The sequence below is a fragment of the Pseudovibrio japonicus genome (assembly GCF_014651595.1).
Lineage (GTDB): Bacteria > Pseudomonadota > Alphaproteobacteria > Rhizobiales > Stappiaceae > Pseudovibrio > Pseudovibrio japonicus.
The window spans coordinates 103,829-124,394 of the sequence record NZ_BMXE01000005.1; the positions used below are offsets into that span (position 1 = coordinate 103,829).

Sequence of the window (20,566 nt, forward strand, 5' to 3'; positions counted from 1 at the left end):
AAAAACAAAGGCCCGGAGAGATGTCTGCTCCGGGCCTTTTTTGTGTGGTGAAGTCGATCTTTCTTAGATGAAGTCGATCTCGTTGCTGAGTGGCATTTGTCTGATGCGTTTGCCTGTCGCTGCGAAGATCGCGTTCGCCAGTGCCGGTGTTGAAGGCGGTGTGCCCGGTTCGCCAGCTCCGCCCATGCGTGGAGAGTTCTCCAGCAGCTCGACAGTGATCTTTGGTGCCTGATACATGCGCATGGCGTCAAAGCTATCAAAGTTAGCTTGTTCGACCTGGCCATCTGCCCATGTAATCTCCTGTCCCAGTGCCTGACTGAGGCCGAAGTTGATGCCGGACATGATCTGATCCTTGAACATACCCGGATCAAGAACGATTCCCGGATCAGCCACGGCCCAGACTTCCTCAATGGTGACGGTGTCGTCGGTGACATCCACCTGAACCACCTGGGCCGTCCACGTGCCGAAGGAGAGGACGTGGGCAATGCCGCGACCTTTACCTGCTGGCAGTGGTGTTCCCCAACCAGACATTTCAGCAACGCGCTTCAGTGCCTCGCGGGCGGGCAGGAACTCTTCGCTGGTCATGTGGGCCAGACGGAACTCAAGCGGATCCTTGCCTGCTTTGTGGGCAGCTTCGTCAACGAAGCTTTCATGGAAGAAGCCGTTGATGGAATTACCGACCGAGCGCCAGAAGCCAACTGGAACTTGAAGATCTGCTACGTGCGCCTGACAGCGTTGGTTTTCGACATCGAGTGGCTGGTTGTAAGCGCCATCAAGGACTGTGTTATCCGGCCCCACTGGGCTGATGGCCGGGAACGTTCTTGGCATCACGCTTTTGATGATGGACGGAGAGGCCACGTGCATGTCCATAGTCTTCAAGGTGCCGTCTGGTGTGACTTGACCTTTAAATTCACCAATCGCCATCGGGCGGTAAGTGTCATGCTGGGTGTCTTCTTCGCGGGTCCATGTCACTTTGACAGGATGTGGTGCTGTTGCCTCAGCGATGACAGAGGCATAAAGCGCAAAGTCGGCGTCGAGACGACGACCGAAACCGCCACCGAGACGAGTGGTGGTGACGTCGATGTCGGCGCTGTCCATGTCGAAATGGCTTGCGACAACGGTTTGTACGATACCTGGAGCTTGTGTCCCGGTCCAGATACGGATGGTGCTTCCGTCGTGCTGGGCAGTTGCGTTCATTGGCTCCATGGTCGCGTGCGCGAGGAAGGGAACGCGGTACTGCGCCGATACTTCTTCACTTGCCGGAATGGAGGTGTAAACTTCAGCGTCTGATCCGGTGCCGCCAAGCTCGAAGGTCGCTTCCTGTGTCAGAGCGTTCTCAAGAGCTGACCACATCTGGTCGGTGTTTTGCAGTGAGAGCGGATCATCCCATTCGATTTCCAGAACTTCAGCACCTTTAAACGCGGCCCATGTGTTATCTGCAACAACGCCAAGGCCTTCACCGGCGATTGTCCTGATTTCGACTACGTCTGTTACGCCGGGAATGGCGAGGGCTGCGGTCTTGTCATAGCTCTTGAGGCTAACACCTTTGCGCGGGGCCATTCTGACAGTGCCGTAGCGCATGTCCGGAAGCTGGACGTCGATACCGAAAATGCGGCCACCGGTGACTTTGTCTTTGATCTCGACGCGCTTTTGCGATTTGCCGAGGATCTTCCAGTCGCTGGCTTTCTTCAGCTTCATTTCGGTTGGTGGGGAGATGTTTACAGCTTTGCTTGCAAGTTCACCGTACGTGACAGTTTTGCCAGAGGTGGTGTCCGTGATTGTACCATCTGCCAGCGTGAGGTTGTCCTCAGAGGTGCCGAAGTGCTCAGCTGCGGCTTTCAGCAGGACAAATCTTGCTGTGTATCCGGCTTCGCGCATTTTCACGAAGGCATCGGTCATGGAGGATGATCCACCGGTGACATTCATACCGAGGAACTTGGCGACAATCTTCATTGAGCCGCGCGCGATTTCTGCCATAACGCCTTCATCGTAGAACGGGAAGGGGGCGGATTCTTCGAACATTGCGGCGTTGAAGTAGGCGGGGCTGGATGGGCCGTGCTCGACAACCACCTGTTCCAGCGGTACTTCCAGCTCTTCGGCAACCAGAGCGGCCAGCGTGGTGTGTGTGCCCTGACCCATCTCCGCACGCGGTGCGATAATGGTGATGGTGTTGTCCGCACTGATCATCACATACGGGTTGAACGGCGTATCGCCCTCAGCCTTGTTTGCATCCAGTGGGTTGGCATAGGGCTTCTGGTAAAAGTAGTAGCCAACGGCAAGGCCGCCTGCTGCTCCAACGCCGAGGCCGAGAAAGGCGCGGCGGGTGCATTTTCCCAAACGGCTCATCTTCAGGCTCCCAGCGTTTGTGCTGCGTCTTTGATCGCGGCTTTGATTTTCGGGTAGGTTCCACAGCGGCACAGGTTGGTCATGGCATCGCTGATGTCTTCATCGGTTGGGTTCGGGATTTCTTCCAGAAGAGCAACGGCGGCCATGATTTGACCGGCCTGGCAGTAACCACACTGGGGCACGGAATGCTTCATCCAAGCTTGCTGGACAGCGTGCAGCTCATTGCCTTGAGAGATGCCTTCGATGGTGGTGATTTCACCTTCTACATCGCCAACTGGCTGGGAGCAGGAGCGCACAGGCTCACCGTCGATCAGAACAGTGCAGGCACCGCAGGCGGCAACACCGCATCCGAACTTCGGGCCTTTGATGTCCATAATGTCCCGAAGCGCCCACAGAAGTGGCATTTCCGGATCAGCTTCTATCTCTCGGTTTTGACCATTCACGGTCAGAGGTATTTTCGGGTACATTGGTTTGGCGATCCCGCACATCTTAATTAGGAGACTTATGTTCTCTTAACTTATGTTCTTGCGGCATTTTGTCAATGCATAATGCCAGGATTTATTGACATGACGGAGAAGGGGGCATATTTCCAATTTATGACCAACCAGAGTTTTCAGCGCGCAAGATCCGCCGAAGCAAAAGCGCAGCGCCATAATGATCTCATCCGTGCCGCGACCAGTGTGCTTGAGCAGGAAGGCGTTGACGGGCTGACATTGCAGGCGATTGCCAGCCGTGCGGGGATCGTGAAGTCCAATATCTATCGATATTTCGAGACGCGGGAAGCGATTCTTATGGAATTGCTGCTGCACGACTTTGTGGAAATGACCACGGAGCTGGAGAAGCAGATTGCCGGTGAGATGACACCCGCAGATATGGCAAAGCTTCTGTCGGAGATGTTTGCTTCGCGCCGCCGGTTGTGTGAACTCATGAGCCTGATTGCGCCGACTATGGAAAAGAACATTTCCATAGACAGTGTACGGGACTTCAAGCGTGCCTTGATTGCTGAAGCTAAGCGGGCAACTGCCGTTTTGCAACGGGGGTTGCCGTGGCTTGATGCTGAAGAGGCAATGTCTGTCTTTTTCAGCATTCACGTATTCGTTGCGGGCCTCTGGCCGGTTACCAATCCACCACCAGTTCTCGTGACACTCTACAAAGAGCCAGAATTTGAAGTCCTAAAACATGACTTCGCGCCGACATTGTTTGGTATGATCACCGCTCACCTGGTTGGTTTGGAAGCGACAAAGAAGCTTAATGCTGAAAAGCTCTGATTGCTTGTTCCAGCTGATCAATGCCAGCCTCTGGGTCGCCGATGTTTTGTATCTCCACCAAGTTCGGAAGATCGGGCAGGGATAAATCCGCCCGCCTGAGACGTTGCTCGATATCCCTTGCTGTCTCGCGGCCTCTGGTCGCAAGACGCTTTGCGAGGATGTGAGCCGGTGCCGTTATGTGGATGACCAGCAGCCTTTGATATTTTGAAGCAGCCTGTGCCAAGGTTTTACGGGAGCCGTTGGCGATTGCTATTCCGCCTTTGGCGATGTGGTCATCGATGGCTTCCGGCAGGGCGTAGGTTAGTCCGTGTGCGGGCCAGAATAATGCCACGCGGCCCTGATTGATGAGCTGCTCCATTTGCTGGTGGCAGATGGTTTGGTGTGGCTCCGAGCCGGCATCGGCTGGCCGGGTAATCAGGCGGCGGGCGAACAGGATGTTTTTGTCGCCTTTACAGCGGTCCTGATAGCCGTAGATCAGCGTGTCCTTGCCAGCGCCACTTGGCCCGACAACCATGATCAGAGCGCCGGGGCCAAGCTTTCCAGCCTGTTTCCCGGCCTTGTCCAGAACCGTCATTCCAGATCCCTTTCTCTTGCGTTGGCGTCAGGCGATGCGGTTGCCTTGTCGCCAGACACCACGGACGATTGGCACGTCACCAACCATGCGCACCTGAACCAAATCCGCACGGCGGCCAACCTCGAGTGCGCCTCGATCGGAGAGGCCGACTGCTTCCGCCGGGATTTTGGTTACCTTTTGAAGGGCTTTGGGCAGGTTTAGGCTGTCGACTTGTTGGGCCAGCACAAAAGCCGCCTGGAGCAGGGAAACCGGAACATAATCGGAGGACAGGACGTCCAGATAACCGGCTTCCGCCAGTTCAAGCGCGGAGATGTTGCCGGAGTGGGATTTACCGCGCACCACGTTGGGCGCTCCCATCAGAACGGCCATGCCCGCTTCATGGGATGCTCTTGCAGCTTCCAGCGTGGTTGGGAATTCTGCCACGTGGATGCCGAATTGGATTGCCTCTTCAACGTGGGCAAGCGTAGCATCATCGTGGGTTGCCAGTATCATGCCCGCTGCTCTGGCAGCTTGGGAGATGGCGTAGCGGTTCTTCTCGGAGTTGCGGTCTGCGCGCGCCTGCATTCGCGTCGTGAATTTCTGCAGTTCCTCGTCAGAAAAGCCCCTCTTGGTTTTGTAAAAGAGTTTGTACTCAGTCATTGAGGTGAACTGGCGTTGCCCCGGTGTGTGGTCCATCAAGGAAGCAAGGCGAACGCGTGGGTCGTCATTGAACAACTCAAAGCCTTCAATGCAGTTGTCGGCAGAAACCTCGCAGCGCAAGTGGATGTAGTGGTCCGCTCGCAGGCGGCCTTCCTGCTGGCCGATCTCGATTGCGTCCGCCATGGCACGCATGTCTTTCGCAGTCAGTTCAGCGTTGGCCTCTGTGCCGACGCGAAGGGCGTCAAATACGGTGGTGATGCCGGAACACGCGATTTGCGCGTCATGCGCCTGAACAGCGGATACAGGGTTCCAGATTACGCCTGGACGCGGTTTGTAATGGTTTTCAAGATGATCAGTGTGCAGCTCGACAAGGCCGGGAATGAGGTAGTCGCCTTCGCAGTCTAATGCGTTGGAGACACTGCCCCTGCTCACGTCGTGGATGTTGCCGTTCTCGACTACCAGAGAGCCTGCCATAATTTGGTCAGGTAGGATCAGCTTTGCGTTAGTGAAGGCCATTGGGGTGTGGGGTTTGTCCTGTGTTGACGGCTGGTGTGGCGCTTCACCGACTAATACGTCGCTCATGATGCTGGTCCTTCCAATGGTTTAATTTCAATAACTTGGAATGGCGCGTCTGCTTCTGGTTCAACGCAGAGCGCGAGGTGGGAAATGGAAATTTTCTGATGAATGACAGGCTCGAAGTGTTCTTCGGCGGCGGCTTTGAGAGCTTGTCGTTCGCTTTCGTCTTCCAGTGGTTGTGACAGTGTCATATGAAAATGGAAGTGCTCAAAAATATAGGGATAGCCCCACTGCAGCATGTAAGCGTCTTGCTGAGGTGTCAGCTTTGCTTTCCGGCGGCGTTTGATGTCTTTCTCACTCAGGGGCGCACGAAGGTGATCAAACTCTTTGATGCATTGTGCTGCCAGTTGGTTGAGCTGGTCCGAAGGCTGGTTTGGGGTGAGGGCGAGAAACTTGCCGAGGAAGTTGGGGGCCAAACCCTTGATAGTAAAGGCGGGTGTTTGCTTTGCAAAAGCGGTGAAGGCTGCTTTTACATCGTCGGGTGATCGGCCTTCTGCCAATTTAAACGGCGGCTTCATGGTGGCGTGAAAGCCGTAGCGGCGCGCGTTTATTGTAAGTGATTGCAGACGTGTGGGCTCAATTCCTGTAAGTGATGGGTGTTCCATACTGTTGTTGGAGAAGGCAGAACGGCCAAGCCATTGGCTGCCCAGTTTTGTTAGTTTTGCTGATTGCGGGTGGGTGAAATAGATTGAGTAACGCATATTCAGAGTATCCCTTGGCCTCCCATGTTCGAGCGTGGCGTGTCAGTCCTCTGACACGCCACTCTGAAACTTTGCCATTATGTGGTGACGCGCTGCGGAGTGGTGAGAGAATCTGTCTACGCGTCTGAATATGGTTGCCAAGTTAGACTTAATATTGTCTAGTTGTCTATACAAATAAATTGTTCGCCAAGTGATTGGTGTTGTTTCATGACGGTGACATGACGAAGCTGATGAAATTCGATTTCTCCCCTTTGGAGCGACGTGCGGGCGTTTCCATGTGGAAGCAGATTGCTGAGGTGCTGCGCTTCGAGCTTTCGCGGACCGAGGTTTCTGAAGGTGAGAAAATACCTACAGAACAAGAGCTTGCGAGTTGTTTTGAGGTTAACCGGCATACGGTGCGACGGGCAATTTCCACGCTGATTGAAGAGGGTTTTTTGCGCTCCGATCAGGGACGGGGAACCTTTGTTGCCAAGGCTCCGTTGGTTTATCCCATCGGTCCGCGGACGCGCTTTTCCGAGAATTTGTCGGGTCAGGCGCAAGAGGTCTATGGGGATATCTTCCGCACAAGCGAAGTCGCGGCAGATGCTTACACCTCCGATTTGTTGGAGGTTGAGCAGGGCACTGCGCTGTTTGAATGTGAGACTGTGAGCTACGCAGATGGCGTACCGATTACTGTCGGAACGCGCTGGTTCGAGGTCTCACGTTTTCCGAATCTGCTCTCAGATCTGAAGGAAACTAGCTCTGTCACTAAGATCATGGAGAAGTATGGTTTTGGTGATTATAAGCGCCAGGAAACGCGGATTACCGCAGCGCTTTGTAGTGCGCGCAATGCGGAGTTGCTCAAGATCTCCGAGGGCGCGCCTGTCCTCATAATGGAGTCCATCAACGTGATTGGCGGTGGCATCCCGATTCAAGCTGGTCGGTCCTATGTGGCTGCCGACCGGATGCATCTGACTGTCAGGAATGATTGAGCCAGGGTTAAAGCCAGTACCTGGGCGCTTCTACTGCTGCGTTCCAACGTTCCTGAGCGGTCAGCCATGCATGATCTGCACGGGCCTGATGCCAGCCTGCAACGAAGCCGATGACGGCTGATACCTCGTTGTTTTGCAGGGATTGGGGAAGCTTCATGGCGACCAGCCGGTCTGCCATTGCCACGTCGTTCAGATAACCGAAGGTGTTTTGCAGGCGTTTCAAGCATTTGAGGAAGACGCGTAGGTCCTCTGGCTCATATAACGAACGAAAGAACTCAACCGTATAACGCATCTTTTTGAGCGCTTTGCGGAGCTCATGGCGCTGCTCGATTGTCAGGTCCTGAAGGTTTTCCGCCTGCTTTTCGCAGATCGTCCAGCGCTTGGTGAGTGCGTTTTGAGCGAAGGTTTTGACGGGCTGTGCGAATTTTTTTTTGCTTTTCGATAGCCCGAGGTTTTCTTTCCAAGACGGACTTTGTGCCAGTTCTCCCAGCTGGAGCAGGAAGTCGTTGAGGTTCGGATTGATCAACTCTCGTCTGAGTTCAGCTTGTGCTTCAGCATGGGCCAGTTCTATGGCCTCTAAGAGCGGCGTTACAGAGTGGGTTTCCGGAAGGAGCGGAATGACTGGCGTGATGATGTCTTCCACCAGCACATCGATATCCCGTTGATTTCCAGCAGTGGTTGCCAGTTGTTGGGCAGAGGTATCCAGTTCTGCGAACACCTTATTTCTGGACAGGGCACTTTTGTAAATGTTGATGGCGCTTCGTAAGCGGCGCAGTCCAACACGGAGTTGGTGCGGGCCTTCGGAGATGTTTTGCTGGAGCACGCAGGAACGGTTGGCGACAATTTGGTTGAGGCATTCGCCGAGTATCTTTTGCAGTGCTGAGCTGGCGCTGTCTTCCGGTGCCAGTTCTATAGGGCTGGAATGAAGTGCCTCTGCGCGCAATTCTGGCGGTTTGCCGCTTGCTAGGCGGTAGCCGATCCCTGCCTTGTTGGTGTTGGAAAACAGAATTGGCCGGTCTTTCATGAGCGCTGCTGCTAATTTGTACAGGCTTTCGACCGGGCCCTCCATAAGCTCCAGTTCTACTTCATGGATCGGGTGTTCGTCTGACTTGGTTTTGGCCGCGCCGGAATCAAAGGCGACTTCAATCTTCGCTCCGGCTTTGTCCGTGTAGTAGGCCAGCCTACGGGAAATGGCTGTTTCGAACAGGATTCCCCAGTTCTTGTCTTCCAGCAGCGCGACGAGCTTGTTCCGAATGTCTTCATCGGGGACTGCATCGAAGTCCGGCTCAATACCGTCGATTGGGAATTCCAGCTCGATCCTTTTGGAAAGGCCGGACTGCATGCCGCCACCTTGCTTGATGGTTTGCAGCCAGTTGGTGCCGTTGTAGCGTGTTCTGAGTGCGATGCGTTCGTTCTTGAGGGTATGCTCCGGTGTGTCATAATACACAGAACGGAGTTGCTTGATGGACTGCTCGCTGACCGCAAAACCCTTAGGCGGCTTTGCCTTTGCCAGTTGCTCCAGCGTTGCTTCATCTACAGAAAGCTTAAGCTCAATCTCGTGCATAATCGCAGGACCACCCTGTGCACAGCGCGCGAAGTGGAAGCTTGTTCCATCCCACTCTTGTTGATTTTACGTAGCAAACATCTCGCGAACACAACCTGTTGTAAAGGGCGTAAAACGTCTATAGGATTTTGGCAGGGAACTAATCCCCAGCGGGTAATAGCTTTATAATATATGTCTGGTTGATAGCAGTGAGCGGGATCTATCAGGGCGTGGTTGCAAAACAGCCCCTGAATTTGTCCTTAAGGGGCTAGAGTACTGATATCAATTCATGTTTTCGGCTTCCAGCGCCGGAGCAGCATGGCGTTGGTGACGACGGAGACGGAGCTCATGGCCATGGCGGCTCCAGCGATGACAGGGGAGAGTAAGCCCATGGCTGCCAGTGGGATGCCGATGATGTTGTAGATGAAGGCCCAGAACAGGTTTTGCCTGATTTTTCTGAGGGTTGCCTTGGAGATGTCGAGCGCGGCCGGGATCATCTTTGGCTCGGAACGCATGAGAGTAACACCTGCGGTTTCCAGCGCTACATCGGTGCCGGAGCCCATTGCGATGCCGAGATCTGCGGTTGCGAGAGCGGGGCCATCGTTGATGCCGTCGCCGACCATAGCTACTCTATAGCCTTGTTCTTTCAGCTTATTTACAACTTCGTTCTTGCCTTCTGGCTGAACGCGGGCGAGGAACTCGTCGACGCCAACCTGATCGGCGATATTCTTGGCCGCCAGCTCGGTGTCGCCGGTGATCATCACCGTGCGAATCCCTTGTTTCTTAAGGGTTTCTATGGCTTCCCGCGCGGATTCTCTTGCTTGATCGACAAAGGCGAGAACCCCGATGGCGCGATCTCCCAGAGTGACGGTTACAGCGGTTTTGCCAGCAGATTCGTAAGTCTTTAAAAGGCCATCACCTGTCATGGATGGGGTGATGTTGAGGTCGTTCATTAGTGCGGCGTTGCCGATGGCGACTTGCTGGCCGGTGAGCTCTGCGATGATGCCCTTTCCGGGGATAGCTTTGATAGCGCGGGGGCGTGTGAGCTTGAGGTTGCGCTCTTCGGCTGCGCGGATAAGTGGGCTGGCGAGGGGATGCTCGCTGCCGAGCTGAATGCTGGCGGCGATTGTGAGCAGGCGGTCGTCGTTGCGGTCAAATGCTTGCGCATCCGTCAGAACCGGCTTGCCGACGGTCAGCGTGCCGGTCTTGTCAAAGAGGATGGTATCGACCTTGTGGGCGCGTTCCAGCGCTTCGATATCGCGGATAAGTATGCCAGCCTTGGCTGCGGCGCCAGTGCCTGCGACAAGTGCTGTGGGGGTAGCAAGTCCCAATGCGCATGGGCAGGCGATGACGAGGACAGCGACGGAGGCGCCGACGGCTGTAGTGATATCGCCGGAATACATCATCCAGCCAGCGAAGGTTGCCAGCGCGATCAGTACGATAATGGGAACAAAAATACCGGCGACTTTGTCGACTAATTTCTGCAGTGGAGCCTTGGAGGCCTGTGCGCCTTCGACAAGGCGGATAATCTGGGCCAGGCGTGTTGATTCGCCTAGCGCTGTGGTGCGGACAAAGATCGCGCCGGATCCGTTGATTGTTCCACCGGTTACCTGATCGCCTGTGTATTTGTGCACGGGAAGGCTCTCGCCGGTGAGCATTGATTCATCCAGCTCGCTTTCGCCGTCTTCAATCAAGCCATCGGTTGGAATGCGTTCACCGGGTTTGACAACAATGTAGTCGCCAAGACGCAGGTCCGAGATGCTGACGGGCACAATTTTGTCGCCGGAAATCTTGTTGGCTGTGGTCGGGCGCAGGGCAATCAAAGAGCGGACAGCTGCCGAGGTGGAGCGTTTGGCTTTAATCTCCAGATACTTACCCATCAGGATGAGCGTAAGAATGACGGCAGAGGCTTCGAAATAAAGGTCTGCTGTGTGGGCGTTGGCAGCGAAGAAGACGTTGTAAACGCTGTATAGATACGCTGCGGAGGTGCCCAATGAAACGAGGACATCCATGTTGGCGGCGCCGTGGCGCAGTGCTGCAAATGCACCTTTGTAGAATCGGGCACCGACGAAAAGTTGAATTGGCGTTGCTAACGCAAACTGCAACAGTCCGGAAAGCTCAAATTGCACGCCAAAAGCCATCAAAACCATTGGAATTACTAAAGGAATTGCCAGTAGCGTTGAAAATGCGAAAAGTTGAAAGGTTTTGCGTTCTTCTGCGTCGCTATGTGCCTCGCGCTCTTCAAAAGCCTTCTGCGCGGCCTCTGCTTCCTCCCGGCGTTCTTTCGCCTCAAAGCCAGCTGTGGTGACCACAGCAACGAGGTCATGCGTTGCGAGCTGAGGCGAGTGTTCCACCTCTGCCGTTTCCAGTGCGAAGTTGACAGTCGCGCCGACCACACCTTCGGTTGCTTGCAGGGCCTTTTCCAAGCGAGATGCGCAACCTGCACATGTCATTCCGGTTATGTCGAGTTTGACGGTTTTGGCTGTGGCGGTTGCGTGTACGTTCATCAGAGCTATCTTCGGTTGCCGAGTTTAGACCATCAGGACTTATTACCATTGTTGATGGCGGGTCAAGAGGTTGTAGAGAGTGTAAATACGCAAGCTCCCTTATGTGATGTAGAGTTGCTGTGATCCTGATCAAAGCAGAGCTCAGGGCTTGTTCAATTTTACTGAGAACTTATGGGTTTTAACGGTGTTTGGCGTGTAAATGACCTTCCGTTGGCAGAAGAGACACTGTGGATAGTCACGCTATGGGAAACCGGCGACCATGCTCGCGAGTTACGTCAACAGGAGTGAGATTCCCTGAGCAATCGGGTTGGATGGATTTGGTTGGTTTTGACGCGTTTGACGGTTCTAGCTTATCAGCTGCTTGCCTGAGAGTGCGTCGGCCAGAAGGTCGAAGACGATGCGGATGCGTCTTGAGGTGTGCAGTTCGCGGTGGGTTGCGAGCCAGAAGGGGACGACGAACGGCTCGAAGCTTGGCAGGACTTGCTCCATTTCCGGAAACTGTTCTGCGATCTCTTTGATCATCACGATGATGCCGAAGTCGTTTCTTGCCATCTCCCATCCGACCAATCCGCTTGCAGTTGCCAGCTTGAAGTTGCGTTCTTGCAAGGGGAGGCCGGTCTCAGTGAAGTGCTGAAGGAATCGGTCTGGTCTGTCGAAGGCGATAAATTCGTGGCTGGACAGGCCTTCGGCAGATTGCGGGCGGCCTTTGCGGTCCAGATACGCCTTGCTGGCGTAGAAGTGGGCTGCCGTTTCTCTGACAAGTCTTGCAGTGAGGTCAGGTTGCTCGGGGCGCACATGACGGATGGCGATGTCTGCTTCGCGGAGTTGCAAATCACTGACAGCATTGGTTGCGACGATCTCCACGTTGATTCCCGGTGCGCTCTCTCGAAGGCGCTTCAGAATTGGGGGGAGCAGGTAAGCGGAGGCGGTGTCGCTGGCGCTGATGCAGACGGTACCGTCGATCTCCTGTGATTGGCCCGAGGCTGCCAGCGAGATACGGTTGGCGGCTTCTCCCATGGACTTCACGTGGTCCAGCAGCTCAAGGCCTGCCGGTGTGAGGGAGAGGGAGCGGCCAATGCGCTCGAACAGGGTGACACCTAACGCTTCTTCCAGAGCGGAGACCTGCCTGCCCAATGTTGGCTGGGTGAGGCCAAGAGCGCGGGCGGCAGCCGACAGCGAGCCTTCCTCTGCGGTGACGAGGAAGGCGCGGGCCTGATTCCAGTCAAAAGAGACGCTTTGCCAGTTCATGCATATTTGTATATCGCAACTGCGAATTTTGGCAATTTGTTTTGAGAATATGCATGGATACACTGCAGGAAATGGAGGGATTTCGATGCAGGATTCAGCAGGTTTTTGGGATAGGCAAGCGCCGGGTTATGTCGCCCGACCAATGAAAGACGTTGCCTCCTATGAAAAGGCTATGGACCGAGTGCGCTCTTATCTTGCACCGGAGCAAGAGGTGCTGGAGCTGGGCTGCGGCAGTGGGATGACTGCGATGCTGTTGTCCAGTCACGTCAAGCACGTCACCGCCAGTGACATTTCTGGAAAGATGATTGAGTTGGGCCGTGAGAAAGCGCAGGCGGATGGGATCGAGAATGTGAGTTTTGTGCATGCGCCAGCAGGTAGCTTAGCATTTGAAGGGCACACCTATGATGTGGTGATGGCGTTTAACGTGATCCATCTGATTAAAGGCTCTGCCACAGCGCTTAATCAGGTGCACAGAGTATTGAAGCCGGGCGGGCTGTTTATTTCCAAAACGCCATGTGTCGGGGATTCTGCGTTTTATTGGCGTTGGCTGATCAATGTGATGCGGGTTGTCGGGTATGCGCCTTATGTGACCTACTTCAAGCAGGTCGAGTTGGGTCGGCAGATTGAGAATTCGGGTTTCAAGATTGTTGAGACCGGCAACTATCCCGCTTCTCCAATGGGCCGCTTTATTGTGGCGCGTAAGATATAGGCAATGTGACAAGTCGCAGTGGGAGCGAAAGGCTCTGTAAGGGTGCCTCTGCTGATAATGCCTGAAGGAGCTGAGTGGATTACCCCGTTACAGGTGTAGGGACCTGCGGGGCGTGATGCAGGTAACGCCCGAAGATTGTGTTGCAATCTTCAAAGTACTTTTCGGTGAAGAGAATGTGAGTGTGCCAGACGATTCCCACGGCTTTGGAGGGTCTGGTGCGTGCGTCGCGGGCCCGCTCTTTGTGAAAGTCGATCTCAAGTTTGAGGGTGTCAGTAAGAAACTCCCGGTAGTCCTTTAGTGCCTTCCGGGCGTCTTTTTGCGACCACTCATAACCGCCAGTTTTAACGGGAGCCGTGAGCTGGTTTAAAACGCACTCCAGATCAAGGGCTGCGATTTTCTCGCGACCCTCTTCATATCTGGAGTGTTTTGTTGAATACCAGTCCATGTCTTCGGCTCCCGTTGCCAGAAGTTAAGCTTCAGCTCTGATGAGAGACCTGAAGCTTTGTCTTCCTTGTTTGATCTATTATGACGCGGAACCGTCAACCTCAACTGAGATGCGGCCACGGCATGTGCCATCGGAGAAAACGCCTGTTACAGGGCTTTCGCCGCTCAAACCGGAAGCAAACATCTGCACTTCAACAGCATCGCCGTTGTCACTGTCCGGGAAGACGATCGCGTAGGTGTTGCTGAGAGTGTAAATCCCTGCGCCAACTGTCCCGTCTGTTTCAGTGATCACAATATCGTTGTCCTGATCGGACTGTGCTTGACTTTGGTCCTGATCAGACTGGCCCGCCTGGGGTGCGGTGTAGCTATTTGAATAGCGGGTCGCACATGTACCATCATCTGCAGATCCATCCGCCATAGACAGGTCGGAGAACGAGATAGTTGCTGGACCGCCAGCAGGGGGTGTTGCATCAGCATTTGAATCTTGGGCGTTGGCAAATGCTGGGTAAGCGACGAGGGCCAGGATGCCCAGGCCTGCGATGGTAGCAGTTGTTCTTTTCATGTTTTCAGCCTGCTTTGATCAAAATGGGTTGGCATTTATTTGGTATTTTATCCTTGCGGATGCGCAGAGCTTAAGGATGGTAGCCTTAATGAAAACAGTACTGGCGCGGTGGATGTGCATCCTAGGGTAATGCAAGCTGAAGTAGTTGTTTGGCAGTTTAAGCACTATTGAAACAAAGTGTTTCCTAAAGCGTTTCGTTCTACGCTCGTGTGCTGCGAAAAAAAGGGCCCGCTGGGGCCCTTTGTGATTTTCAGATCTTCATCCAATGCTAGGCCAGCTCTTCTTCGAGATTGCTGCGCGACAGGCCTTCCATGCTTGGCATCAGGGAGAGAAGCTCCTTGGTGTAGGCATGTTTTGGGGTGTCGAAGAGTTCTTCCGTTTCAGAGACTTCCAGAAGCTGGCCGTGGCGCATGACACCGATGCGGTTACACATCTGCCGAATGACCGCGAGGTCGTGGCTGATAAACAGCATGGTCAGGCCAAGTTCGTCCTGAAGGTCCTTCAGCAGGTTCAGGATCTGAGCCTGAATGGACACGTCCAGTGCGGAGGTTGGCTCATCACAGACGAGGAAGCGTGGACGAGTCGCCAGTGCGCGGGCAATGGAGATACGCTGACGCTGACCGCCGGAAAACTCGTGCGGGAACTTGGCAGCCGCAGCAACGCCAAGGCCGACGTGCTCCAGAAGGTCGTCGACGATCTGATTTACTTCGCTGTTGGTGCTTGCCAGTTTGTGGAACTTGATTGGCTCAGCCACAATGTCACGCACACGCATGCGGGAATTGAGGGACGAGAACGGGTCCTGAAAAATCATCTGCATCTGACGACGCATTGCCAGAACCTGCTTCTTGTCCTTCAGGCTGGTTAGTTCTTGCCCCGCGAAGTGGGCGGTGCCGCCTGCCGGGTGGTAAAGACCAGTGATGACGCGGGCGACGGTTGATTTGCCTGAACCACTTTCCCCCACGAGGCCGAAGGTTTCGCCAGCGTAGATGTCGAACCCGACCTTATCCAGTGCTGTGAAGTACTCTCTGTTCTTTGGGAACCACGAGTCCTTGGTGAGGAACTTCATGGTGATGTCTTTGACAGAGAGCAGTGGGCCGTCGACTGGCTTGTAGTCGCGGGCTTTGCCCAGCCAGTGGGTGGAGATGTCGATCTGCTTGAATGGCTTTGCAGAGCCTTCAATGTAGTCCACCTGTGGGAAGCGATGGACTTTTACGTCCGGACGCGGAACGGCTGCGATAAGGCTTTGAGTATATGGGTGCTTTGGAGCGCCCAGAACCTGTCTGGATTCGCCGTACTCCACCAGATCACCACGGTACATAACAGCAACGTGGTCGGTGAGGTCTGCGATCACGCCCATGTCGTGGGTGATGACGACCATCGCCACGTTCTTCTCTTCACACAGACGCTTCATCAGCTTCAGAATTTGCGCCTGAATGGAAACGTCCAGAGCGGTTGTTGGTTCATCGGCGATGACAACTTCCGGGTCTGCGCAGAGGGCGAGGGCGATCACGACTCGCTGACGCATACCGCCAGAGAACTGGTGCGGATACTGTGAGATGCGCTCTTCAGGGTTTGGAATGCCGACCTGGTTCAGCAGGTCCACCGCGCGGGCCCGTGCTTCTTCCTTGGAAAGCGGCAAGTGCAGGCGGATGGTTTCGATCAGCTGGAACTCGATGGTCTGGAGCGGGTCCAGTGAGGTCAGCGGGTCCTGAAAGATCATGCCGATGCGCTTGCCGCGCAGCTTGCGCATGCTTTCCGGATCAAGATTGTCGATGCGCTGGCCGTCGAGGTGGATTTCACCTTCCGCAATACGGCCCGGATGCTCCAGCAGGCCGATGGTGGCGTTGCCGACGGTGGATTTACCTGCGCCACTCTCACCCACAACGCCGAGGATCTTTCCAGCGTCTACAGAGAGATTGACATTGCGGGACGCCGTGAAGACGTCTTTGCGGCTCGGGAACTGAACAGTGAGGCCGCGGATATCTAAGATGCTCATGGTCTGGCCTCCCTAGCGCAGTTTCGGATTGAGTGCGTCGCGGAGCCAGTCGCCCAGCAGGTTCACTGCCAGAACGAGGATCGCAAGAGCCAGACCTGGGAAGATCGCAATCCACCACTCGCCTGAGAACAGGAAGTCGTTACCGATGCGGATCAGCGTGCCCAGAGATGGCTGTGTTGATGGAACACCAACACCGAGGAAGGACAGAGTAGCTTCTGTAATGATCGCCAGAGCAAGGTTAATGGTTGCAATAACCAGAACCGGGCCAAGTACGTTTGGCAGAACGTGGCGGATCATGATGATCCATGCGGGAATGCCGATGACGCGGGCGGCCTGAACGTATTCCTTGTTCTTCTCGACCAGCGTGGAGCCACGAACCGTACGTGCATACTGCACCCAGAAGGACAGGCCGATGGAGAAGGTGAGGATCCAGATCGCCCAGGTTTCGCGGTCGATGTTGCCAAAAATACCGCTGGCGATGCCATCGATAAGCAGAGCGAGCAGGATGGCCGGGAAGGTGAGCTGAACCTCTGCAATACGCATGATGATTGCATCTGTTCGACCGCCTACGTAACCGGAGATCAGGCCCAGAGAGATGCCGAGCACTGCTGCGAAGGCGACGGACAAGAAGCCCACCGCCAGCGAAATACGCATGCCGTACAGGATGCCGGAGAGCAGGTCACGGCCCTGATCGTCGGTTCCCAGCAGGTAGCGCGGGTCAGACCATTCCATGCCGATTGGCGGGATACGTGCGTCCAGAATGCTGATCTGTGCCAGATCGAACGGATTGAACGGTGCTACGAGCGGTGCGAACAGTGCAGCCAGCATCAGTCCCAGTGTTGTGATTGCAGCCAGAACTGTAATCTTGGAGCTGAGGAAGCTGTGCAGCAGATCGCTGTCCAGGAAGCGGGCCAGCGCGGAGCGGGAGGCTGCTGAAACCTCGCTTCCGGAAACGGTTGGTGTGTTATCTGTCATGATTGTTGTCCTACCGTTTCTTATGCGCGGCCGCGTTCGGTGCGCAGGCGTGGATCAATCACAACGTAGAGAAGATCTACGATGAGGTTGATAACAACGAAGATGAATGCGGTGAGCAGCAGGTATGCTGCCATGATTGGAATATCCACGTTCTGAACGGCTTGCAGGAAGAGGATACCCATACCCGGCCACTGGAATACGGTCTCAGTGATGATCGCGAAGGCGATGATGGAGCCGAGCTGCAGGCCGGTGATGGTGATCACAGGCACCATGGTGTTTTTGAGCGCGTGGACGTAGTAGACGGACCGGTTCGGCAGGCCGCGGGCGCGGGCGAACTTGATGTGGTCGGTACGCATAACTTCCAGCATTTCAGCGCGGATCAGGCGCATGATGAGGGTCATCTGGTACAGGCCAAGTGTGATCGCTGGCAGGATGATGGCCTTGAGACCGCTGGCGGTCAGGAAGCCGGTATCCCAGAACGGAGCGATCTGAACAACTTCACCGCGACCAAAGCTTGGTAGCCACTGTAAGGTGACCGAAAACAGGAAGATAAACAGGATGCCGATAAAGAATGTTGGCAGGGAGATACCTACGAGAGATACCGAGAGGAATACTTTCGAGAGCCATGAATCCCGGTTCAGGCCGGTGTAAACGCCCATCGGAATGCCGAGCAGCAGTGCGAAGATCGCGGAGGCAAAGGAAAGTTCCAGAGTTGCAGGCAGACGGCGACCGATCAGGTCTGCTACAGGCTGCTTGAACTGGTAGGAGTTGCCGAAGTCAAATTGGACGGCACCCCAGATATAACGAAAGAATTGAGTGAGAACGGGGTCATTCAGGCCGAGGCGTTGGCGCAGGGCTTCACGCTGTTCCGGGGTGGTCTCAACGCCAACCATCTGGTTGACAGGGTCTCCAACAAAGCGGAAGAGCAAGAAAGAGATTAAGGCTACGACAAACATGACCACGAGGGCCATGGCGATACGCCGAGAAATAAAGCCAAACATTTTTTTAATTGTTCCTGAATAAGGGAAGCCCGGCACCCGTGGCGCCGAGCTTTTCTCTATGTGCTTACAGGCTTATTTGAAGTTCACGTATTTCAATAGGAACTTGTTGTCTGCGCGTTGTGTCACTGTAACCTTGTCAGATACACCCCAAGCTAGGCCTTGCTGGTGCAGCGGGATGTGGGACACGTCGTTGTTAATGATGGTGTAGGCCTCGGAGATCAGCGCGTTACGCTTCTCTTCGTCGTTCTCAGAGAGAACCAGCTTGGTCAGCTCATCAACCTTCGGGTTACAATAGCCACCCAGGTTGAATGGGCTTGCTGTACCTTTGTCATCACGGCAGTTGTTCAGGTTTTTGAGAATGTTATAGCTATCAAAGGAACCTGGGGTCCAGCCGAGCATGTAGAAGGAGGTGTCAAAACCACCAGAGGCAAGAACCTTAGCAAAGTACTTTGCTTTAGGCTGTGCGTTCAGGTTGATTTTGATGCCTACGCGAGCGAGGAATGCCGCGGTTGCCTGACAGATTGCTTCGTCGTTCACGTAGCGATCGTTCGGGCAGTCCATGGATACTTCAAAGCCGTCTGCATAACCTGCTTCTGCAAGGAGTGCCTTTGCTGCTTCCGGATCGTATGGGTAACGAGAGAAGTCACCAGAGTTTGCAAAGAGGAATGGCGAGATCAGCAGGGCTGATGGCTCGGATAGACCACGCATGATTTTTGCTTTGATCGCGTCAACGTCAATTGCCTGATAGAACGCCTTACGAACGCGCACGTCCTTGAACGGGTTCTTGCCTTTGATGTTGGAGTAGGTCAGCTCATCGCGGCGCTGATCGAAACCAAGGAAGATTGTGCGCAGCTCTGGTCCTGTCAGAGCAGAGGTGCCCGCATTGTTGTCTACGCGCTTGATGTCCTGAACCGGGATCGGATAAGCCATGTCCAGCTCGCCGGAAAGCAATGCTGCAACACGGGTTGCATCTGATCCAATTGGCGTGAACTCAGCGCCCGTCAGGTTGTGTTGCTTCTCGTCCCACCAGCTGTCATTCACGGTGTAGGTCGTTTTCACACCTGGCTCATGGGAAGCGATCTTAAATGGACCGGTCCCATTTGCATGCAGAGATGCATAGTTTGGATTGGTGTCAGAAGCGGAAGTGACCTTCACAGCGTCGTTTGCTTCTGTCCATTCCTTGTCCATGATGGGCCAGTTTTCCCACTCGGAATGCAGAATTGGATTGACCCCTGGCAGAATGAAGTCGACGGTATAATCATCAACCTTTTCGACCTTTACTTCTGCTGAAAGAACCTGGGTAAGGTCAGAGCCTTCTGCGCGCACGCGGTCTGCGGAGAAGATCACGTCATCTGCGTTGAAGTCGTTACCGTTGTGGAACTTTACGCCCTTACGCAGGTGGAAACGCCAGCGGGTAGGCTCAATAACTTCCCAGCTTGTTGCAAGTGCCGGCTCAATTTTCAGGTCTGCCGAGCGGCGGACGAGAGTTTCGTAGACATTGCCATGCATGCTGAGCGAAAATGTTTCGTTCAGGCTGTATGGGTCCAGCTGGTTGTATGTTCCCTGAAACGCGAACTTAAGTGTTTCTGCATTTGCTTGAGTTCCCGCAGCAAGCACCATAGCCAATGCAGCGGATGCAATCTTTAAACGCATTCTCTTTTAACTCCCCTAATCCCCTTAATGCAGAAAAAATGCTTCTGCGGGGCCCCTCTGATTTCGCCAACTCCTTATCAAGTGGATTCTGGCGTCCCGATGATATTAACGATATGAATGAATGCGTCTAGGGGGCATTGAGTAGTTGAAACGCGGAATTACTGTGCATGCAGCGCAATTTCATAGCGTATTCAGAGGTTAAGGTATGTATTGGTGACGCTTTGAAGCGTTTCAATTGAAAGACACTCTAGCGTTAGGTGAGTAAAATTCATCTGATCACTAAAAATGAAGGGTTCTGATCTTGTTGGTTATGTATGGTATTCGCAATTGCGACACTGTTCGTAAGGCACGTAAGCTTCTGGATGAAAAGAAGGCGACTTACACTTTTCACGATTACAAGAAAGAGGGTGCTGATGAGCAGGCTCTTAAGGATGCCTGCGCGCAGTTTGGCTGGGAAGCTGTTTTGAACAAACGCGGGACCACGTGGCGCAAACTGGATGATGAAACCAAGGTGGGTGTGACGGATCAGGAGAGTGCTATCTCATTGATGATGCAGGAAACTTCTCTCATTAAACGACCGCTTGTGACCGGAGGAAAGCAGCTGTTGCTTGGGTTTGATGCTGTGTTGTGGGATGAGCTGTTGGAAAAAGGAGAGCTTTATTGACAGTGGACCTGTCGTAGTTCTCCTTTGCTGGACGGGAAACTTCAAGGGTTGGGGAGCCTTGGGTTTCGCCGTCCTGCTATGGTACGAGGCGCTGGCAGCTGGGAATTGTAAGGGGAAGCTGCCAACCTGAGATGTTTTATCCTATGAAGTTTTCTCGAAGCTGACCGCTGCGCTCGGAAAATCCCCGTA

The 20,566-nt window shown here is 54.3% G+C and carries 18 protein-coding genes; 4 read left to right on the forward strand and 14 right to left on the reverse strand.

Translation table 11 applies throughout. The annotated features are described in order from the left end of the window. Positions 1-63: 63 nt before the first annotated feature. Complete coding sequence (locus IE076_RS14740; protein ID WP_189437555.1) at positions 64-2,346, reverse strand: xanthine dehydrogenase family protein molybdopterin-binding subunit; 2,283 nt, start codon at positions 2,344-2,346, stop codon at positions 64-66. Between the two features lie 2 nt (positions 2,347-2,348). After that, on the reverse strand, positions 2,349-2,813 hold the full coding sequence (locus tag IE076_RS14745; RefSeq protein WP_189437556.1) for a (2Fe-2S)-binding protein: 465 nt from the start codon (positions 2,811-2,813) through the stop codon (positions 2,349-2,351). 99 nt (positions 2,814-2,912) lie between these two features. Between IE076_RS14745 and IE076_RS14750 the strand changes: the two genes are divergently transcribed. Continuing rightward, the gene (locus IE076_RS14750; protein WP_209009141.1) at positions 2,913-3,614 is read left to right on the forward strand and encodes a TetR/AcrR family transcriptional regulator; all 702 of its coding nucleotides are present in this window, start codon (positions 2,913-2,915) and stop codon (positions 3,612-3,614) included. Here the strand turns inward: IE076_RS14750 and phnN are convergent. From phnN to IE076_RS14765, 3 genes are read right to left on the reverse strand one after another with little or no spacing between them, the layout of a single operon-like run. Beyond that, positions 3,595-4,188 (reverse strand): phosphonate metabolism protein/1,5-bisphosphokinase (PRPP-forming) PhnN, encoded by a 594-nt coding sequence (phnN, locus tag IE076_RS14755; RefSeq protein ID WP_189437557.1) that lies wholly within the window; start codon positions 4,186-4,188, stop codon positions 3,595-3,597. The two genes, IE076_RS14750 and phnN, sit on opposite strands and share 20 nt — an antisense overlap. Before the next feature lie 27 nt (positions 4,189-4,215). Then, the gene (locus IE076_RS14760) at positions 4,216-5,409 is read right to left on the reverse strand and encodes an alpha-D-ribose 1-methylphosphonate 5-triphosphate diphosphatase (RefSeq protein ID WP_189437558.1); all 1,194 of its coding nucleotides are present in this window, start codon (positions 5,407-5,409) and stop codon (positions 4,216-4,218) included. Continuing rightward, entirely contained in the window at positions 5,406-6,104 is a 699-nt protein-coding gene (locus IE076_RS14765; protein ID WP_189437559.1) for a DUF1045 domain-containing protein, read from the reverse strand. Before IE076_RS14765 ends, IE076_RS14760 begins: the two co-directional genes overlap by 4 nt. A 218-nt stretch (positions 6,105-6,322) precedes the next feature. Here IE076_RS14765 and phnF point away from each other — a divergent pair, with 218 nt between their 5' ends. Beyond that, positions 6,323-7,075, forward strand: coding sequence for a phosphonate metabolism transcriptional regulator PhnF (phnF, locus tag IE076_RS14770; protein WP_189437560.1), 753 nt, complete (start codon positions 6,323-6,325; stop codon positions 7,073-7,075). Positions 7,076-7,082: 7 nt separating this feature from the next. Here phnF and IE076_RS14775 read toward each other — a convergent pair whose 3' ends face one another. The 3 genes from IE076_RS14775 to IE076_RS14785 form a co-directional block, all read right to left on the reverse strand. Next, positions 7,083-8,639: a CYTH and CHAD domain-containing protein gene (locus IE076_RS14775; RefSeq protein WP_189437561.1), complete on the reverse strand. Its 1,557-nt coding sequence runs from the start codon at positions 8,637-8,639 to the stop codon at positions 7,083-7,085. A gap of 266 nt (positions 8,640-8,905) precedes the next feature. Next, positions 8,906-11,125 (reverse strand): heavy metal translocating P-type ATPase, encoded by a 2,220-nt coding sequence (locus IE076_RS14780; protein ID WP_189437562.1) that lies wholly within the window; start codon positions 11,123-11,125, stop codon positions 8,906-8,908. 345 nt (positions 11,126-11,470) lie between these two features. Further along, on the reverse strand, positions 11,471-12,373 hold the full coding sequence (locus IE076_RS14785; RefSeq protein WP_189437563.1) for a LysR family transcriptional regulator: 903 nt from the start codon (positions 12,371-12,373) through the stop codon (positions 11,471-11,473). 85 nt (positions 12,374-12,458) lie between these two features. Here IE076_RS14785 and IE076_RS14790 point away from each other — a divergent pair, with 85 nt between their 5' ends. Next, on the forward strand, positions 12,459-13,082 hold the full coding sequence (locus tag IE076_RS14790; protein WP_189437564.1) for a class I SAM-dependent methyltransferase: 624 nt from the start codon (positions 12,459-12,461) through the stop codon (positions 13,080-13,082). Positions 13,083-13,161: 79 nt separating this feature from the next. On the opposite strand, the gene IE076_RS14795 is transcribed toward IE076_RS14790, so the two are convergent. The 6 genes from IE076_RS14795 to IE076_RS14820 form a co-directional block, all read right to left on the reverse strand. Then, a complete protein-coding gene (locus IE076_RS14795) occupies positions 13,162-13,527 on the reverse strand; it encodes a UCP032817 domain-containing protein (protein WP_189437565.1) in 366 nt (121 codons plus the stop codon). 78 nt (positions 13,528-13,605) lie between these two features. Then, complete coding sequence (locus IE076_RS14800) at positions 13,606-14,088, reverse strand: hypothetical protein (RefSeq protein WP_189437566.1); 483 nt, start codon at positions 14,086-14,088, stop codon at positions 13,606-13,608. Positions 14,089-14,356: 268 nt separating this feature from the next. Further along, the gene (locus IE076_RS14805) at positions 14,357-16,084 is read right to left on the reverse strand and encodes an ABC transporter ATP-binding protein (RefSeq protein WP_189437567.1); all 1,728 of its coding nucleotides are present in this window, start codon (positions 16,082-16,084) and stop codon (positions 14,357-14,359) included. A gap of 12 nt (positions 16,085-16,096) precedes the next feature. Continuing rightward, positions 16,097-17,059: an ABC transporter permease gene (locus tag IE076_RS14810; protein WP_189437568.1), complete on the reverse strand. Its 963-nt coding sequence runs from the start codon at positions 17,057-17,059 to the stop codon at positions 16,097-16,099. 20 nt (positions 17,060-17,079) lie between these two features. Continuing rightward, the gene (locus tag IE076_RS14815; protein ID WP_189437569.1) at positions 17,080-18,060 is read right to left on the reverse strand and encodes an ABC transporter permease; all 981 of its coding nucleotides are present in this window, start codon (positions 18,058-18,060) and stop codon (positions 17,080-17,082) included. Positions 18,061-18,132: 72 nt separating this feature from the next. Next, positions 18,133-19,713, reverse strand: coding sequence for an ABC transporter substrate-binding protein (locus IE076_RS14820; protein ID WP_189437570.1), 1,581 nt, complete (start codon positions 19,711-19,713; stop codon positions 18,133-18,135). Between the two features lie 310 nt (positions 19,714-20,023). Between IE076_RS14820 and IE076_RS14825 the strand changes: the two genes are divergently transcribed. After that, entirely contained in the window at positions 20,024-20,377 is a 354-nt protein-coding gene (locus tag IE076_RS14825; protein ID WP_189437731.1) for an ArsC family reductase, read from the forward strand. The last annotated feature ends 189 nt before the right edge of the window (positions 20,378-20,566 follow it).

What these genes read in the sequence shown, in the direction of transcription:
- IE076_RS14740 (WP_189437555.1), bottom strand. Translation starts at nt 2,346, where the DNA reads ATGAGCCGTTTGGGAAAATGCACCCGCCGCGCCTTTCTCGGCCTCGGC.
- IE076_RS14745 (WP_189437556.1), bottom strand. Translation starts at nt 2,813, where the DNA reads ATGTACCCGAAAATACCTCTGACCGTGAATGGTCAAAACCGAGAGATA.
- IE076_RS14750 (WP_209009141.1), top strand. Translation starts at nt 2,913, where the DNA reads ATGACGGAGAAGGGGGCATATTTCCAATTTATGACCAACCAGAGTTTT.
- phnN (WP_189437557.1), bottom strand. Translation starts at nt 4,188, where the DNA reads ATGACGGTTCTGGACAAGGCCGGGAAACAGGCTGGAAAGCTTGGCCCC.
- IE076_RS14760 (WP_189437558.1), bottom strand. Translation starts at nt 5,409, where the DNA reads ATGAGCGACGTATTAGTCGGTGAAGCGCCACACCAGCCGTCAACACAG.
- IE076_RS14765 (WP_189437559.1), bottom strand. Translation starts at nt 6,104, where the DNA reads ATGCGTTACTCAATCTATTTCACCCACCCGCAATCAGCAAAACTAACA.
- phnF (WP_189437560.1), top strand. Translation starts at nt 6,323, where the DNA reads ATGACGAAGCTGATGAAATTCGATTTCTCCCCTTTGGAGCGACGTGCG.
- IE076_RS14775 (WP_189437561.1), bottom strand. Translation starts at nt 8,639, where the DNA reads ATGCACGAGATTGAGCTTAAGCTTTCTGTAGATGAAGCAACGCTGGAG.
- IE076_RS14780 (WP_189437562.1), bottom strand. Translation starts at nt 11,125, where the DNA reads ATGAACGTACACGCAACCGCCACAGCCAAAACCGTCAAACTCGACATA.
- IE076_RS14785 (WP_189437563.1), bottom strand. Translation starts at nt 12,373, where the DNA reads ATGAACTGGCAAAGCGTCTCTTTTGACTGGAATCAGGCCCGCGCCTTC.
- IE076_RS14790 (WP_189437564.1), top strand. Translation starts at nt 12,459, where the DNA reads ATGCAGGATTCAGCAGGTTTTTGGGATAGGCAAGCGCCGGGTTATGTC.
- IE076_RS14795 (WP_189437565.1), bottom strand. Translation starts at nt 13,527, where the DNA reads ATGGACTGGTATTCAACAAAACACTCCAGATATGAAGAGGGTCGCGAG.
- IE076_RS14800 (WP_189437566.1), bottom strand. Translation starts at nt 14,088, where the DNA reads ATGAAAAGAACAACTGCTACCATCGCAGGCCTGGGCATCCTGGCCCTC.
- IE076_RS14805 (WP_189437567.1), bottom strand. Translation starts at nt 16,084, where the DNA reads ATGAGCATCTTAGATATCCGCGGCCTCACTGTTCAGTTCCCGAGCCGC.
- IE076_RS14810 (WP_189437568.1), bottom strand. Translation starts at nt 17,059, where the DNA reads ATGACAGATAACACACCAACCGTTTCCGGAAGCGAGGTTTCAGCAGCC.
- IE076_RS14815 (WP_189437569.1), bottom strand. Translation starts at nt 18,060, where the DNA reads ATGTTTGGCTTTATTTCTCGGCGTATCGCCATGGCCCTCGTGGTCATG.
- IE076_RS14820 (WP_189437570.1), bottom strand. Translation starts at nt 19,713, where the DNA reads ATGCGTTTAAAGATTGCATCCGCTGCATTGGCTATGGTGCTTGCTGCG.
- IE076_RS14825 (WP_189437731.1), top strand. Translation starts at nt 20,024, where the DNA reads ATGTATGGTATTCGCAATTGCGACACTGTTCGTAAGGCACGTAAGCTT.